The following is a 16,438-nucleotide window of genomic DNA, read 5'->3' on the forward strand; positions in this document are numbered from 1 at the left end:
CCGGACGTGTTCTCGGAACGGAAATCCTCGTCAATGATGACGATGGGGAAACGAAATTTCATGCATGTCTCCAAAAAAGCAAGCCGCCCCTGACGTATGTGGAGGGGCGGACTAGGGCGCGACCGGCAGGCCGCAAAAAATAAGAACGGGATTCTCGCAGAAATAGCAGCTCTGCGGGAAAAAAATTATCGTACCAGAATGCCAGTTTGGCATGACGCCCTGATTACACGGGCGTCATATCATTCACGCAATATTGCTTAGTGACCACCGAACCAGGCCATGGCGCCCAGCACGATGCCGACCCCGGCCACGCCGTAGGCCAGGCCCATCATCCATTTCTTGCGGGTCAGCAGGGTGATGGCGGCCAGCGAGATGGCGATCTGCTCGGCGGTGGTGGCCAGCGCCCACTGGTGGTGCTTGTGCATGGCTTGATCCGACTTGTGGTTCCATTCTTTAGAGGATTCCTCCCACTTCTCGGCTTCCTTTTTGATGTCTTCCTTCTCTTTTTTGTAGCGGGCCACTTCGGCTTCGTAGCGCTTGGGATCGACGCCGGGCAGGGTCATGGCCAGCTCGGCCAGGTTTTGCTTGGCCGACTTGGCCTGGTAATAGTTCCAGCTGTTGGCGGCCTGGGTCTTGTCGATGGCGGCGTTGTTCTTGAACAGGGCCGCGTCGTTCTGGGTGGCGCCGCCGAGGTAGCCGAACGCCGCGCCGACGGTGGCGAGGATGGCCGTCATCACGGCGATGTTGTTGGAGAAGCCGTCGTTGCCATGGGCGGCGTGTTCGACTGCGTGATCGTGTGGTCCGTGTACGTGGAAGCCTTGGCCAGACATGGGTATCCTCTAAAACTTAGGCCTTGCGGCGCAGGGTGACAAAAGCGTATTTCAAGCCGGATGCGTCGGAGACGTGTTCCTCGCGGGCGGTTTCCTGCCACGCATTGGCGTCGATCTCGGGGAAGAAAGCATCGCAGTCGAAGGTATGGGCGATTTGCGTAATTATCAACTGGTCGGCCAGCTGCATGGATTGCCTGTAGATCTCGGCGCCGCCGATGACAAAGCCTTCGGCGCCGTCCAGCAGGGCGATGGCGGCTTCGATGGAGCCGACGGTGTCCACGCCATCATGCTGCCAGCCGGCGTTACGGGTAATGACGATATTGCGGCGGTTCGGCAGCGGGCGGCCGATCGAATCAAACGTCTTGCGGCCCATGATAATGGGGTGGCCGGTGGTAAGGCGCTTGAAGTGCGCCAGATCCTCCGGCAGCTTCCACGGCAGCGTGTTGTTAATGCCGATGCCGTTTTTGGCGTCGGTGGCGACAATGATGGTGAGTTTGCTCATGTTTGTTCAGGCGTAAAACGCCAGCAGGTGCTTGGCCAGCGCTTGCGGCGCTTCCAGCGGGATCATATGGCCGCTGCCTTCGGTGAGCATATGCAGCTGCGCGGCGGGATTGTAGGTGGTGAATTCGCGGACGTCGCCGGCCGGCACCAGTTTGTCCTGCTCGGAGGCGACGATCATGAGCGGGCATTGCAGCTCGCCCGTGCGGCTCATCAGGTCCGGACGTTCGATGGTGGTGCGGAATTGGGTCAGCAGCACGTCTTTGCCCAGCTCCACGGCCATCGCCTGGATGACGTCGACGATGGCCGGATCGTCCATGTGCTCCGGCGCGAGGATTTCGCGCAGGCGCATTTGCGTCATGCCCGTGTAGTGGTTCTTTTCCAGCAGCGGGATGATGCGCAGGCGCGTGGCTTTTTCCTTTTCCTGCAAACCCTTGGCGGAGCTGGCAATGATGACCAGTGAGTTCACCCGGTCCGGATTGGTCAGCGCGAATTCCACCGCCAGGTAGGCGCCCAGCGAGAACGCCACCAGATTGGCCTTGGGCGCGGCATGCGCGGAGATCAGCTCCTGCATCCGCGCGCGCGAACGGGCTTTGTGCAGCGGGATGTGGTTGAATTCAAAGCCGTCGCCCAGCAATGGCAGCAGCCGGCCCCACATGCGCTCATCGCACAGGGTGCCCGGTACAAAATCCAGACGCATCATACGGCCATGGGGGCGGTGATCGGCGCGTGGTGCTGGTAGCCTTCCAGCGCGAAGTCGGATGGCTCGATTTTTTCCAGCCACTCCGGCTGGTACTTGCCGGTCTGCGCGAATGACGGCACACGGTCGGAGATGATCAGTTGCGGCAGCGGGAAAGGCTCGCGCTTGAGCTGCTCCTGCACCATGTCCATGTGGTTTTCGTAGATGTGGGCATCGCCGATGAAGTAGGTGAACCAGCGCGGCGTGTAGCCGGTCAGGCGGCCGACCAGGTGCATCAGCGCCGCGCCTTCCGCCAGGTTGAAGGGCGTGCCGAGGCCAAGATCATTCGAGCGCACGTAGAGGCACATCGACAGTTCTTTGGTGGCCGGATTCGGAATGAACTGGTAGAGCAGGTGGCATGCCGGCAGGGCGACGGCATCCAGCACGGCCGGATTCCAGCCGTGGAACAGGATGCGGCGGCTGCTGGGGTTATTCACGATGGTGTCCAGGCACTCGCGCAACTGGTCGATGGCTTTGTACAGCAGGACTTTCTTGACGCCGTCTTCTTCAATCGGCGCGACGATGGTGAAGCCGTTCTTTTGGGCGTTGGCCAGTTGTGCTTCCTGATCGGCGTCGATCACTTTGTAGCCGGGCCATTGGCGCCACTGCACGCCGTAGACCGGACCCAGGTCGTCGGTGCCGAGGCGGTAAGGATTGTCCAGCCATTGCTGGTTTTCGTTGGCGTTCTGGTCCCAGACCTTGCAGCCCAGCGCGCGGAACTCGGCCGCACTGCGCGAGGCGCGCAGGAAGGCGCACAGTTCACCCACCACGGATTTGAAAGCCAGCTTCTTGGTCGTCACCGCAGGGAAACCTTTGGTCAGGTCGAAGCGCATCATGGCGCCCGGCACGCTCAGCGTGCGGATGCCGGTGCGGTTGTCCTGCCAGCTGCCGGTGTCGATGACGGTCTGGATCAATTCCTGGTATTGCTGCATTCAATTCTCCAACATGGGGTGTCGCTCAAAAGACGCTTATTTTAGCAGGGCGCCGCTTAGCGCGAGCCGGGCTTGGGTTTGCGGCCGCCCGGCTGCGCAGCCGCACGGCCGGCAGAGCGGGCCTGTGATTTCGCGCCGCGTCCACCGGCGACGACCACGGCGCCTTTCGGCGTTCCGCCTGACCCGAACGAGCGGCCTCCGGCCGCTGCGCCACCGAAGCCGCTGCCGGTTGCTCCCCCACGCGGCCTCGCGCCTTTGCTGCCCGCAGGCGTGCCTGCGAAGCTGCCGCCGCGCGGGGCGCTGCCTTTCCCCGAGCTGCCGGCCGGGCTGCCCGGCGCCGCGCGGTCGCGGCCGGAGGATTTCGACGGTTTTTCGGGCGCGATGTAAGTGCCCAGCGATTCGCTGCCGCCGGCGGGGCGCGCCTCAACTCTGGCGGGAGCCTTACCGCCTGCGGTCGGCGCAGCAGGCCGTTTGGCTGCCGGCTTGCGCGCGCCGGATGGCAAAAGCTTCTGGGCGGGCGTGGCGCTGCCCTTGGGTGCGGTCTCTGGAACGCGGTGATCGGCCTCGAAGCCGGCTTCCTCAAAGCGCGGCACGATTTGCCTGGTGAGCGTCTCAATATCCCTCAGCATGTCCACTTCATCCGCGCACACCAGCGACACCGCCTCGCCCTGCAGGCCCGCGCGGCCGGTACGACCGATGCGGTGAATGTAATCTTCCGCCACCGTCGGCAAATCGAAATTCACTACCAGCGGCAGCGCCTCGATGTCCAGGCCGCGCGCCGCCACGTCGGTGGCGATCAACAGCTGGACCTCCTTGCGCTTGAACCGGTCCAGCGCGCGCAGACGCGCCGGTTGGGTCTTGTCGCCGTGGATGGCGTCAGCGGTCAGGCCATGCTGCTGCAATTCCTTCACCAGTGCCTCCGCGCCTTTGCGCGTCTTGACGAACACCAGCGCCTGGTCCCAGCCAAGTTTGTTCAGCAGATGCAGGAACAACTCCGGCTTGCGGCGTTTATCGGTCGTCACCAGCCACTGCTTGACCGTTTTCACCGCCGTATTGGCTGCCGCGACCTGAATCTGCACCGGATCGCGCAACAAGCCCTTGGCCAGCTTGCGTATCTCATCCGAGAAGGTGGCCGAAAACAACAAGGTCTGACGCTGCTTCGGCAGCGCCTCCAGCAAAATATCCAGATCACGCTCGAAGCCCAGATCCAGCATGCGGTCCGCCTCATCCAGCACCAGCGTTTGCAGCAGCGCGAAACTGATCGCGCCCTGGTCGTGCAGATCGATCAGACGGCCCGGCGTCGCCACCAGCACGTCCAGACCCTTGCGCAGTCTGGTGATCTGCGGTGCGATATCGACGCCGCCATAGGCCACCGCGCTGCGCAACGGCAGATTGCCGCCATAGCTGCGGAAGCTCTCGAAAACCTGCTCGGCCAGCTCGCGCGTCGGCACCAGCACCAGGGCACGCACGCATTGCGGACCGGTGACGCCATCCAGCGTCAGACGCTGCAGGACAGGCAGCGCAAAGCCGGCCGTCTTGCCGGTGCCGGTTTGCGCGGCGGCCATCACGTCGCGGCCCTCCAGCACGGCCGGAATGGCTTGCTTCTGAACCGGAGTAGGCTGCTTGTAGCCCAATGCGCCCAGCGTGCGCAATAAAGGGTCGATCAGACCCAGTGCTTGAAAAGTCATCGAAAATCCAAAGAATTAGTTGGTCAGCGCGTCTGACCACAAGGCCAGAATCTCGCGCACGCGCTGGTCCGGCAGATGCAGCAGATTGTCGCCGATATACAGCTCGACCGAGCAGCGCTCCGGCAGCGCAGCGTGATTCGCGCCATTGAACAGCCATACGCTGTGTTCTTCCGCGATGCGGGAGCGAATCTCCAGCGCCCGCTCGCGGCTCACCGGCAAATGCAGATGCAGCATATTGGCATGCGGCCGGGCTGGATTCGGCACCAGCAGCGGATAGTCGCGCAGCACATCGTAGAGCCACTGCGTGCGCTTGAAATAATCGGGCATGGCCGCCAGCCGGGCATCGAACTGCATGGCCGCAGCCACCACATACGGCGTGCGCTGATAGAGATTGCCGCCCTGGCGGCGGAACCACTCCTGCGCCTTGGCCACAAACGCCGCGCTGCCGGCCAGCATGGCGCCGCCCATGCCGCCAATGCCCTTGTACAACGAAACGTAAACGCTATCGAAACCCGCCGCAATCTGGCTGACCGGACGGCCATAAGCGGCGGCGGTCTCCCACAGGCGTGCGCCATCCATGTGCAGGTGGATGCCTTGCTCGCGTCCATACGCCTTGATGGCCTCCAGCTCGTCCCAGCTCGGGCACTGGCCGCCGATCTCGCGCGCCGGCAGCTCCAGCGAGACGGCGCCCAGCTTGTCCGGAAGCGCCTGCAGCTCACTCAGCGTCCATGGGCGATGCGGGTCGCCGATCTGCAGCGCATGGAAATGATCGAACAGCTGATGATTGCCGCGTTCATGCTTCAGAATGTGCGAGCTTGGATGCAGCGCCACCAGCTTGCTGCCGCGCTCCGTACAGGCGATGCGTAGCGCGGTCGCTTGCGTCATGGTGCCGGTGATGCAGAATACCGCCGCTTCAAAGCCCAGCAGGCGCGCAATCTTCTGTTCAAACGCCTGTATCAGCGTGCCGCTGCCGTAGACATCGTGCGTCACGTCGTGCGCCTGGCACCAGTCGCCCATGGCCGCAAACAATTCCGCCGGCGTCAGGGCACGATGGCCCGGCAAGTGCTGGCGGCAGCTTTGCTTCAATTCTGCGTCGGTCATGGCGTGCTCCTGAAAGATACGCTCAATGCTCCACGTGCACATGATGGAACTGCAGCGCCGCCAGATTGGCGTAGATGCCGCCCAGTGCCACCAGCGATGCGTGCGTGCCGGTTTCGACGATTTTACCGTCTTCCATGACGATGATGCGATCCGCGCGCTGAACGGTCGCCAGGCGGTGCGCGATGATGACGGTGGTACGGCCAACCATGGCCGCTTCCAGCGCTTTTTGCACCAGGCGCTCCGATTCCGCATCCAGTGCGCTGGTGGCTTCGTCCAGCAGCAGCAAGGGCGGATTTTTCAGCAGGGCGCGCGCGATCGCAATGCGCTGACGCTGACCGCCCGAGAGGCGCACACCGCGTTCGCCCAGGAAGGATTGATAGCCCTGCGGCAGACGCTCGATGAATTCATGCGCCGCGGCCAGCCTGGCGGCGGCGATCACTTCTTCGTCGGTGGCGTCGGCGCGGCCGTAGCGGATGTTTTCCATGGCGTTGGCCGAGAAGATCACAGTATCCTGCGGAACGATGCCGATGGCGCTACGCAGTGTGTGCAGGTCCAGTTGCGTGATGTCGACGCCATCCAGCTTGATGCTGCCGCCTTGCGGATCGTAGAAACGCAGGAACAGCTGGAACAGGGTGGTCTTGCCGGCGCCCGACGGGCCGACCACGGCCACGGTTTCACCCGGCTTGATGTCCAGCGACAGATGGCTCAGCGCGTGCGTCTCCGGCCGCGATGGATAGGAGAAGGTGACGTCGCTCAGCGTCAGCGCGGCGCCGTTGGCGGCGCGCGGCGGCAGCGGCAGCGGCGTGGCCGGCGACTGGATCTTCGATTTGACCGACATCAGCTCCAGCAGCCGCTCGGTGGCGCCGGCAGCGCGCTGCGCCTCGCCCATCACTTCAGACAGCGCGCCGATCGCACCCGCCGTGATCGAGGCGTACAGGATGAACTGACCCAGGTCGCCGCCGGTCATTTCGCCGGACAGCACCGCGTGCGCGCCCAGCCACAGCACAAACACGATGGCGCCGAACACCAGCACGATGGCCAGCATGGTGAGGATGGAGCGCGCGCGGATGCGGTTCATCGCGGTCTGGAAGGCACCTTCCACCGAGCCGCCGAAGCGCGAGGCTTCCAGATGTTCGTGGGTGAAGGCCTGGACGGTCGGCATGGCGTTGAGAATTTCGCCGGCCATGGCCGATGCGTCGGCCACGCGGTCCTGCGAATCGCGCGACAGCTTGCGCACGCGGCGGCCGAACATCACGATCGGCAGCACGGTCAGAATCAGCAGGCCGATGATGATGGCCGACAGTTTAGGGCTGGTCACGAACAGCATCACCAGGCCGCCGATGAACAGCAGCATATTCCGCAGCGCCATCGAGATGCTGGTGCCGACCACCGATTGAATCAGCGTGGTGTCGGTGGTGATGCGCGACAGGACTTCGCCGGTCTGCGTGGTTTCGAAGAATTCCGGGCTTTGAGTGACGACGTGCTTGTAGACTGCGCTGCGGATGTCTGCCGTCACGCGTTCGCCCAGCCAGGACACGCTGTAGAAGCGCGCCGCCGTCGCCAGCGCAAGAATGGTGGCAAGGCCGAACAACGCCAGGAACACCAGGTCGACGTGCTGGATGCTGCGCGCGCCGCCGCCGAAACCAAGGTCGATCATTTGCTTGAACGCGGCCGGTATCGCCAGCGTCGCGCCGGCGGCCACCAGCAGCGCAATGCCGGCGATAACAAAACGTCTGGTGTACGGCGCGAGGAAGGGCAGCAGCTCGCGCAGGGTGGCCAGGCTGCCTTTCTTGAGTTCCCGGGATGTGGTCGGTGTGGCGGCGGACATCGTGCTGGCGGTGGTGCTGTTGGTCATTGTCTGGCTACGGTTGCGTAAAAGTGCTTATTCTGACGTTTGGTGCTGCGCTATATTGTTCTTACAGTTTCATCGCCCGGACATAGCCGGTCAGTTCCAGGTAGGCGCGGCCGGCCGGCTTGCCGTCGCGGCTCAGCGTCACCGCGCCTTCCCAATACACGGCACCGGTCGAGCGGCGCGAGTCCAGCTCCTGATCGTCCTGCAAGGGCACGATGTCCCACACGGTATTGCCGGTGGTGAGCTGGGTCGCAACGGGATACTCGGCATTGGTGCGGGGCGAACGCCACCGCCTTTGCGGGGTAAATTTGACCTGGTCCGGGGCAAACTGCGTGATCTTACCGGAAGCATCGCGCCATGTCGCGTGCGCCCATAGTTTAGCACCTGTCTTGCTGCGGATCTGGAAAGCCATCATGGCGCCGCCGTCATCGAGGTTGGCGCCGATCCAGTCCCACCCGTTGGCATTCGGATCGACATACTCGCTGAACCATTCGTGATCGAGCCAGGCGGACCCGGTGACAGCGATAGGTTGACCCTTGCGTGTGATATTTCCGCTAACTTTCAGGTGCGGTTCGCTGTAGTAGTAGCTGGCCTGACCGGGACGCGGACCCTTGCGCGAGTAGCCACGGTCGTCTTCGGGCAGCACCGCCTGCGAGGGCGCCAGTTTGAGGTCGAACTTGAACTGCGCGCCGTCGACATGGACGGTGTAGCTGCCGTCAGCGCTGCGCACCATGTGCCAGTCATCCAGCTTGACGTTGGTGTCGCCGGTTTTGGCGTAGGACAGGCCCAGTCCCTCGCGTGCGCTGCGTTGGTCGTGCAGCAGCTTGCCATTGGCCGGATCGGAAATGGCGGCGTGGCCGATGATCAGTTGTTTCGGCGCGAACTGGCTTGGGTTGGCGCGGTCATGGCCGGTGGCGCTGCGGAAGAAGGTGACCTGAAAGCCGAGCGGCTTGCCATCGGGCGTGTTGACCCAGCCGGTGACGTACCACCATTCGGTTTTGTAGTCGGGATGCGCGCCGTAGTCCTGGGGGAAGGTGAGGGTAGCGCCTGGCGGCAGCGGCGTCACGGCCTTGAACTGCGGGCCGGCGGCGAAGGCCGGCAGCGCGAGGGCGGCTGCGGCGATCGCAATGGCCGTGGCGCGGGATAACAGGCGAAGCAGCATTACCAATCCTCCCTGACAGCGCGTATCGGTCCGCCGGACAGTGACTGGCGGCCGGCCAGCAGTGCGGTGAGCGCGGCGGCGGCCAGCAGCAGGCCGGCGACAGCGCCCAGCAGCGGCCAGGGCAGGTGCAGTTGCATGGTCCAGTGGAACGATTGCGGATTGACGACAAATACCAGAATCAGGCTGATCACCCATCCCAGCACAAAACCGGTGGCGATGCCGAGCGCTGTCAGCGCGCCGCCTTCGATCGCCAGGATTGCCAGCACCTGCCTGCGCGTGACGCCGACGTGGCGCAGCATGCCGAATTCCTTGGCACGCGCCAGCGTCTGGGCCGAGAAAGTCGCCGCCACGCCAAACAGCCCGATGACGATGGCGATTGCCTCCAGCAGATAGGTGATGGCAAAGCTGCGGTCGAATATTTTCATGCTCATGGCGCGGATCTCGGATGGCTCGCTGGCTTCCAGTGCGGCGGCGAAGGGCAGGCGTTTCAGTGCGGCCAGCGTGTCTTCTGCCTTCATCTGAGGCTTGAGCGACAGCGCCACACCGCTCGCTACCTGATCGCCGGTGATGGCACGGTAATCGCTGAGCAGCATCTGAATGGTGCCGGTGGGGCGTGCGTAATCGCGCCACACGCCGGCCACCTGGAAGGCGTGCATGGCGCCATTAAGCGGCAGTGTAATGCGCTGGCCCACCTGCATGCCGTACAAATCCACCATCGCTTCGGACACCCACACCGGCCGCACGCCCGGCGCAGGGGCGCGGGCTTCGCCCACGATGGCCAGCGAGCGGGCCGGGTTGGCCGCATCGACATTGCGTGCCATTAGCGTGACGGGCGGCCGCTCCGGCGCCAGCGACAAAGAACGCGTGCGCAGGAAGTCGGCGTGCGCCACGCCGGGCAGGGCGGCCAGGGCGGCCTGTTGTTCCGGGCGCAGGCCGGCGGTGGCGCCGCCGGTGGATGCGCCGACGTAGATATCGGCCGGCAGGATGTGCTGCAGCCAATCGTCCAGCGACACGCGGAAGCTGGCCACCATGATGGCCATCGCCACCATCAGGCTGAAGCTGGACAGTACGCCGCCCAGCGCGATGCCGGCCTGGCTGGACGCATTGGCCAGCCGCGACAAGGTCAGCGTCATGACGGCCGAGGCGCCAGGCTTGCCGGCGGTGGCAGCGCTCCAGCGCTGGTGGGCAAAGCGGAATACCGTGGCCGCCAGGCGCGGCATCAGGCCAATGGCGCCGATCAGCAGCAGCGCAATCGACAGGTAGCCGAACAACGGCAACTCAAATACCGGCGGCGCCTGCGACAACAGCGCGGCCAGTGTCATCAACAACAGTGAGGGCCAGGCGCGCGCCAGGCGCGACATGGCGGCTTCCTCGGTGCCCGATTTGAGCGCAACGGCCGGCTTGGCGCGCGCCGCGTCCAGTGCCGGCGCGGCGCAGCCCAGCAGGGCAACGGCCACGCCCAGCGCAAAGTAGATGGCCGCGGCCACCGGAGTGAAGTGCACTTGCGGACGCACGCCGGAGAAGAAGCCGGCGCCCAGATCGGCGCCCATGAAATGCAGCGCGGCCGCCGCCATGCCGTAGCCAGCGGCGATGCCGATGGCGGAACCGGCCACGCCCAGGCACAAGCCTTCGATCAGGATTTGCCGCAGCAGGCGGTGGCGGTCCATGCCCAGCACGCGCAGCAACGCGAACTGGCTGCGGCGCCGGATCACGGACAGCGCCTGCGTGGAGAATACCAGGAAGGCGCCGGTGAACAGCGCCACCAGTGCCAGCACGGTGAGGTTGACGCGGTAGGCGCGGCTCATGCCTTCGTTGCGGTTGTTCTGTTCTTCGTCGTTGGGCTGGTTGACGCGGAAACGGCCGGGATACTGCTGCTGCAGGTCTTGCTGAAGCTGGGCCTTGAACGCTTCACGATTGACGCCATCGCGCAGCTTGAGATCGATGCGCGAGAGTTGGCCGAGTTTTTCGAAGCGCCACTGGGCCGCGCCAATGTCCATGCTGGCGATGCGCTGGCCGGCGCGCGCGCCCGGCAGCGGACCGGCGACGCGCAACTTGAGCTCATTGGTGCCGACTTGCAGCGTCACCACGCCGCCGGCGGGCTGCAGCCACTGCTGCGCGGCTGGCGACAGGAACAGGGCATCGTCCGCCAGGGTGTCTTCAAGCCGGTCTTCGGCCGGCGTGCCAAGCAGGTCGGGCGAAACAAAGCTGGCGCGGAAGGCGTCGATGCCGATCACCTTCAACGCCGTGCGCTGGCCGGGAATGGAGGCTTCCAGTTCCAGCACCGGCGAGGCCACGGCCACGCCTTCACGCTGGGCCAGGGCGGGAAAGATGGCTTCGTCGAAAAATGGTTCGGCGCCGCGTACCTGCACGTCGGCCACGCCGGACAGGCTTTTCACGGCGGCGGAGAATTCGTTGAACGCCGCCGCGTTAATCAGGTGGATGGCGAAGCCGAGCGAGATGCCGACCGCGATGGCGGCAATCGCCACCAACGTCCGCACCGGATGCGCGCGCCACTCGCCCAGCAGCAACCAGCGCGACAAGCGGCGCATCGCGGCGCCAGGCGATGGCGAGCGGGGCCAGGGCGCGTGACCGGACATCAGTGCGGACACGCCAGCGACATTGCCTCGCCGGCGCGCTGCGCGCGCAGGCGGGCGGCTTCGGTAGCCTGGCCGGTGGCACGGCGCGCTTCTTCGTCGGCCCAGCGTTTCTTGAGGCGCAGCTGATCGCATTTCTTGCGCTGCGTGGCGGCGGCCCGGGCATCGCGGGCGGCTTCGCGATCGTCCTGTTCCTCGCGCTTGAGACGGGCTTTCTGCAGCGTGTCCGCCTGCTTTTGCTGACGGCGCAGGGCGGCGTTGGCGGCGGGATCGGCCGCCGGGGCGGCCGGCGTTTCCAGTACCACGCTGGCGCCGGCAGCACAAGGCGCGTCGCTGTAAGTGATCTTGCCATCCACCGTGCACTTATAGACAGCGCCTGCCAGCGCCGCAATGATCAGGACATTCATCTCAACCTCGCTCAAAGGATTTTACCGGGATTCATCATACCCAGCGGGTCCAATGCCGCTTTGATGGCTCGCATCATGTTGAGTTCTACCGGCGATTTATAGCGTGCCAGCTCGCCGCGCTTCAAGGCCCCGATGCCGTGTTCGGCCGAAATCGAGCCGCCAAACGCCATCACGCTGTCGTGCACCACGCGATTGACCTTGTCCTGATTGACGAGAAAGTCTTCGTTGGAAATCCCCTCCGGAGGCGCGACGTTGTAATGCAGATTGCCGTCGCCCAGATGGCCGAAGCACACCAGCTGGCAGCCAGGGAAGGCCGCATCGAGCTGCGGCCCGGTTGCGGCGATAAAGTCCGCAATGCGCGATACCGGCAGCGAAATATCATGCTTGATGTTCTTGCCCGCCTTGGCCTGCGCCAGTGGAATATGCTCGCGCAGGTGCCACAAGCCGGCCGATTGCGCGACCGATGATGCCACCACCGCATCCTGAATCACGCCGCGTTCCAGCGCCGCGCCGATCGCATGCTCCAGCAAGCCCACCGCGTGCGCCTCCGACTCGCTGCTGGACAACTCCAGCAGCACATACTGCGCATATGGCGCGGCGAACGGCTGGGGCAACTGCGGGAACTGCTGCGCCACCAGATCAAGACAGAAGCGCGACATCAATTCAAAGCCGGTCAGGCTGGCGCCGCAGTGATCCTGCATCAACACCAGCAGCTGCTGCGCATGCGCAGGCGAGGGCATGGCGGCCAGCGCCGTGATGCTGGCCTTCGGCTGCGGATACAGCTTGAGCACCGCGCCGGTGATGATGCCCAGCGTACCTTCCGCGCCGATGAACAGGTCGCGCAGATCGTAGCCGGTATTATCCTTGCGCAGGCCGCGCAAACCGCTCCAGATTTCGCCTTGCGGCGTCACCACCTCCAGGCCAAGACACAGCTCGCGCGTATTCCCATAGCGCAGCACCGCCGTGCCGCCCGCATTGGTGGACAGGTTGCCGCCGATGGTGCAGCTGCCTTCCGCCGCCAGCGACAAAGGGAACAGGCAGCCCTCGGCCGCTGCCGCTTCCTGAATCTGCTGGAGGATGCAGCCGGCGTCCACCGTCATGGTACGGTTGACCGCATCGACCTGGCGGATGGTGTTCAGCCGCGCCAGCGACAGCACCACTTGCGCGCCGCTGGCATCCGGCACGCTGCCCAGCACCAGACCGGTATTGCCGCCTTGCGGCACCAGGCCCACCCGGTGCGCCGCGCAGGCGCGCACCAGTTCAGCCACTTGCTCCACCGAGCCGGGACGCAGCACCGCCAGGGCCTTGCCGGTAAAGCGTCCGCGCCAGTCGGTGAGGAAGGGCGCCATGTCGGCCGGCGTATCCAGCACATGGGCGTCGCCAATGACGGCGCGGCACTGCGAGAGAAAATCCATCATTTGACGGTGTTGACCTTTACCTTGTCGAGCAGCTCTTTGGCCATCTTTTTGGCCGCACGCTTGTACGGGCGCAGATACAGCAAGGCGCACACGAAGTACACGCACACCACGGCCGCCTCGCCCCAGCCCAGCCACGCCGACAGGTCGCCGGTATCGCTCCAGCCGCGCACCACGCCTTCCGCGAAGTACAGCAGGATCATCATCGAGGTCCACTGCAGCGTGTAGATATCGCGCTTGTAGACGCCGTACAGCGGCAGCAGCAGCGGGGCGGCCTTCAGCACCAGCCACGAGCCGCCCGGCTTCAACGGCGCCAGCGCCATCTCCCACAGCACACACAAGACAATCAGCGCTACCAGGCTGCCGATCGCGCCCCAGTGAAAATATTTTTGTGCTGTGGTTTCCATGGCGTTTATCCGTTGAGTTTTACAGCTGTTTCAGCGAGGCGCTTGCCCAAGGCGATGGCCAGGCGTTTTTCATCATCAGTGATGACCTTCTTGCCGTCCAGGCCAGACCAGTGGCTGGCGCCGTATGGCGTGCCGCCGCTGGCGGTGGTCATCAGCGCGGGATGGGTGTAGGGCAGGCCAAGCACCATCAGGCCGTGATGGAACAGCGGGATCATCATCGACAGCAGCGTTGATTCCTGTCCCCCATGCAGGCTGCCGGTGGAAGTGAACACGCAAGCCGGCTTGCCGGCCAGCGCGCCGGACAGCCACTGGGCCGAGGTGCCGTCCCAAAAATACTTCATGGCCGAGGCCATATTGCCAAAGCGGGTCGGGGAGCCGACCGCGATGCCGGCGCATTCGGTCAAATCGTCCAGTTCAACATAGGGGGCGCCGTCGGCCGGCACCTCCGGTTCGGTGGCCTCGGCCACGGTGGAGACGGCCGGCACGGTGCGCAGGCGTGCGTCGCAGCCCGGCACGCTCTCGATGCCCTGGGCAATCAGTTCGGCCAGTTTGCGCGTGGCGCCGTGGCGCGAGTAAAACAATACAAGAATAGTCAGGGAGTTCATCGCCGTTATTATAGGGCGGTTTGGCGGGTGGTATCATTGCCACTGTTGTAATACGATACGCCCCATGATTGAAAAATATATCCAGTGGTTCTTCCAGTATGTCTTCCGCAGCTGCAAACGCGGCTGGGAAACCGCGCGCTCCCTGTCCTGGCCGGAAGTGCGCGACCTGTTCCTGTTTGCCCATCGCCGCCTGCGTGAGGAAAGCCTGCCGCAAGTGGCCGGCAGCCTGACCTTCACCACCGTGTTCGCGCTGGTGCCGCTGCTGACCATCGCGCTGGCGATCTTCACCACCTTCCCGATGTTTAACACCTTCCGGACATCGCTGGAAGCCTACTTCGTGCAAAGCGTGATGCCGAAGTCGATCTCCAGCAATATCCTCAATTACCTGACCATGTTCGCGTCCAAGGCCACGCGGCTGTCGGCGGTGGGGGCGGTGACGCTGATCGTGACCTCGATCGCGATGATGAATCTGATCGAGCGCGTGTTCAACCGCATCTGGCGCGTGCGCGGCCAGCGCGCCTGGACCAAGCGCATTCTGGTCTACTGGGCGCTGATTACGCTCGGTCCCTTGCTGATCGGCGTGTCCCTGACCTTGTCCTCGCAGGTGTTCATGGCCACCAGCGACCTGGTGGGCCACGTGCCGGTGCTGGGCGCGCTGATTTACACCGTGCTGTCGCTGGCGCTGACCACGGCCAGCTTCACGCTGCTGTACGTGACGGTGCCCAACCGCGACGTCGACTGGCATGACGCCGCGTGGGGCGGCCTGGTGGCCGGCCTGGCGTTTGAACTGGCCAAGCGCGGCTTTGCCATCTTCATCACGCAGTTCCCGACCTATTCCAAGATTTATGGCGCGCTGGCGGCGGTGCCGCTGTTCCTGCTGTGGGTCTATCTGTCCTGGCTGATCACCTTGTTCGGCGCCTTGCTGGTGGCCGCGCTGCCGGTGGTGAAATACGAGCGCTGGTGGCACGAGGCGCAGCCGGGCGGCGAGTTTGTCGACGCGATGGCCATCCTCAAAGTGCTGCACGTGGCCTGCAAATGCGGCGATACGGCGCTGGTCAGCGCGGTGCAGATCCGCGAACGCACGCGCCTCGGCTTCGATGAAATGGACAATCTGCTGGAACGCATGATGGCGGAAGGCTGGGTGGGGCGCGTGCCGGTCGCCACGCAGCCGCGCGTCCAGTGGGGCAAGCGCGTGAGCGAAGGCGCGGACCACTGGGTCATTCTGGCCAATGTCGACAAGCTGACGCTGGCCGACGTCTACCGTCTGTTCGTGTTTGCCGGCATGCCGCTCAACGCCGGTGTGTTGGGGGACGGCGACGATGAGCGCGACCAGCAGGCCGCGCGCGACGCCGCCGCGCTGGCGCGAGAGGTGGAAACGGCCGTGGAAGCAGGGCTGGGCAAGACCCTGGCCGAACATTTCGGCCCTATCGATTGCCGATAAACGCCAGCAGCGCTTCGTTGACGGCATCGGCCTGTTCCGACATCAGCGCATGGCCGCTGGCCAGCGTGACGCTTTGCGCGTGCGGGATGGCGCTGGTGAGCCGTGCGGCCGATTTCGGCGGCGTCATTACATCGTTGGCGCCAAAGATGAACAGGGTGGGGCAGCGCACCGCGGCTGCCGCGTGCGCGCCACCGTCATAGCTGTTGCAGGCCGCAAGGTCGTTGTGCAGCAGCTGCGCGCCGGCCAGCCGCAGCATCAGCTGGCGCAGCGGTTCGGTGTCGGCGTAGCCGGGGCTGTGCGACCATTTGGTGACCATGTCGATGGCGCGGGTTTCGTCATTGCGCGCGGTGTCAAGCAGCGCATCGGCCACCGTCATCGGATAGGTCGATCCCAGCAGCGCCAGATGCGAAACGCGCTGTGGCGCCTGCGCTGCGGCTTGCAGCGCGATCAGGGAGCCCATGCTGTGGCCCGCCAGCGCGGCTTGCGATACGCCAGCCGCGGCAAGAGTGGCCAGCAGCCAGTCCGCCATGGCGGCGACGCTGGGCAGCGCGGCACCGCTGCCGGCGCCGTGGCCGGGCAGGTCGGGCGCCATCACCTGGTAGCCCTGCTCACTGAAATAGCGGCTTTGCACGCTCCACACGGTATGGTCGTTTAATGCGCCATGGATGAACACCACGGTGGGCTTTTGCATGTAGGGCTCCTTTCGACAACAATGTTATGTTTTGCTTATCCGAAGCGCTGGCTTTTTTGCCGGGCATAGGCTACAT

Annotated in this window: 15 protein-coding genes; 1 reads left to right on the forward strand and 14 read right to left on the reverse strand. The window is 64.5% G+C overall.

Annotated elements, in window-relative coordinates; genetic code table 11:
* Positions 1-257: 257 nt before the first annotated feature.
* From ABDW57_RS26010 to wrbA, 13 genes are all read right to left on the reverse strand, one after another.
* Positions 258-830 carry a DUF4337 domain-containing protein gene (locus ABDW57_RS26010; RefSeq protein WP_343733047.1) on the reverse strand — a complete coding sequence of 191 codons (573 nt, stop codon included), beginning with the start codon at positions 828-830 and terminating at the stop codon, positions 258-260.
* Positions 831-846: 16 nt separating this feature from the next.
* Positions 847-1,332 carry a dihydrofolate reductase gene (locus tag ABDW57_RS26015; protein WP_343733048.1) on the reverse strand — a complete coding sequence of 162 codons (486 nt, stop codon included), beginning with the start codon at positions 1,330-1,332 and terminating at the stop codon, positions 847-849.
* A gap of 6 nt (positions 1,333-1,338) precedes the next feature.
* Positions 1,339-2,031, reverse strand: a complete 693-nt coding sequence (locus ABDW57_RS26020) for an alpha/beta hydrolase (RefSeq protein ID WP_343733049.1) — start codon at positions 2,029-2,031, stop codon at positions 1,339-1,341.
* Positions 2,028-2,999: a thymidylate synthase gene (locus ABDW57_RS26025; RefSeq protein ID WP_343733050.1), complete on the reverse strand. Its 972-nt coding sequence runs from the start codon at positions 2,997-2,999 to the stop codon at positions 2,028-2,030. Before ABDW57_RS26025 ends, ABDW57_RS26020 begins: the two co-directional genes overlap by 4 nt.
* Before the next feature lie 56 nt (positions 3,000-3,055).
* Positions 3,056-4,687: a DEAD/DEAH box helicase gene (locus ABDW57_RS26030; RefSeq protein WP_343733051.1), complete on the reverse strand. Its 1,632-nt coding sequence runs from the start codon at positions 4,685-4,687 to the stop codon at positions 3,056-3,058.
* Between the two features lie 15 nt (positions 4,688-4,702).
* A complete protein-coding gene (locus ABDW57_RS26035; RefSeq protein WP_343733052.1) occupies positions 4,703-5,788 on the reverse strand; it encodes a beta-eliminating lyase-related protein in 1,086 nt (361 codons plus the stop codon).
* A gap of 22 nt (positions 5,789-5,810) precedes the next feature.
* A complete protein-coding gene (locus ABDW57_RS26040) occupies positions 5,811-7,643 on the reverse strand; it encodes an ABC transporter transmembrane domain-containing protein (RefSeq protein WP_343733053.1) in 1,833 nt (610 codons plus the stop codon).
* Positions 7,644-7,704: 61 nt separating this feature from the next.
* The gene (locus ABDW57_RS26045) at positions 7,705-8,802 is read right to left on the reverse strand and encodes a carotenoid 1,2-hydratase (RefSeq protein WP_343733054.1); all 1,098 of its coding nucleotides are present in this window, start codon (positions 8,800-8,802) and stop codon (positions 7,705-7,707) included.
* On the reverse strand, positions 8,802-11,351 hold the full coding sequence (locus ABDW57_RS26050; RefSeq protein WP_343733055.1) for an ABC transporter permease: 2,550 nt from the start codon (positions 11,349-11,351) through the stop codon (positions 8,802-8,804). Before ABDW57_RS26050 ends, ABDW57_RS26045 begins: the two co-directional genes overlap by 1 nt.
* Positions 11,352-11,398: 47 nt before the next feature.
* Positions 11,399-11,803 (reverse strand): DUF4124 domain-containing protein, encoded by a 405-nt coding sequence (locus ABDW57_RS26055; RefSeq protein WP_343733056.1) that lies wholly within the window; start codon positions 11,801-11,803, stop codon positions 11,399-11,401.
* An 11-nt stretch (positions 11,804-11,814) separates the two neighbouring features.
* Entirely contained in the window at positions 11,815-13,221 is a 1,407-nt protein-coding gene (locus ABDW57_RS26060) for an FAD-binding oxidoreductase (protein ID WP_343733057.1), read from the reverse strand.
* Positions 13,218-13,625 carry a DUF2069 domain-containing protein gene (locus tag ABDW57_RS26065; RefSeq protein ID WP_343733058.1) on the reverse strand — a complete coding sequence of 136 codons (408 nt, stop codon included), beginning with the start codon at positions 13,623-13,625 and terminating at the stop codon, positions 13,218-13,220. The genes ABDW57_RS26060 and ABDW57_RS26065 overlap by 4 nt, the downstream gene beginning before the upstream one ends.
* 5 nt (positions 13,626-13,630) lie before the next feature.
* Positions 13,631-14,230, reverse strand: a complete 600-nt coding sequence (wrbA, locus tag ABDW57_RS26070; protein ID WP_343733059.1) for an NAD(P)H:quinone oxidoreductase — start codon at positions 14,228-14,230, stop codon at positions 13,631-13,633.
* A gap of 64 nt (positions 14,231-14,294) precedes the next feature.
* On the opposite strand from wrbA, the gene ABDW57_RS26075 reads away from it, so the two are divergent.
* Complete coding sequence (locus tag ABDW57_RS26075; protein WP_343733060.1) at positions 14,295-15,671, forward strand: YihY family inner membrane protein; 1,377 nt, start codon at positions 14,295-14,297, stop codon at positions 15,669-15,671.
* On the opposite strand, the gene ABDW57_RS26080 is transcribed toward ABDW57_RS26075, so the two are convergent.
* Positions 15,655-16,362 carry an alpha/beta hydrolase gene (locus ABDW57_RS26080; RefSeq protein ID WP_343733061.1) on the reverse strand — a complete coding sequence of 236 codons (708 nt, stop codon included), beginning with the start codon at positions 16,360-16,362 and terminating at the stop codon, positions 15,655-15,657. The genes ABDW57_RS26075 and ABDW57_RS26080 overlap by 17 nt on opposite strands.
* Positions 16,363-16,438: the final 76 nt, after the last annotated feature.

It is taken from the genome of Duganella sp. (genome assembly GCF_039595735.1).
GTDB lineage: Bacteria > Pseudomonadota > Gammaproteobacteria > Burkholderiales > Burkholderiaceae_D > Rugamonas.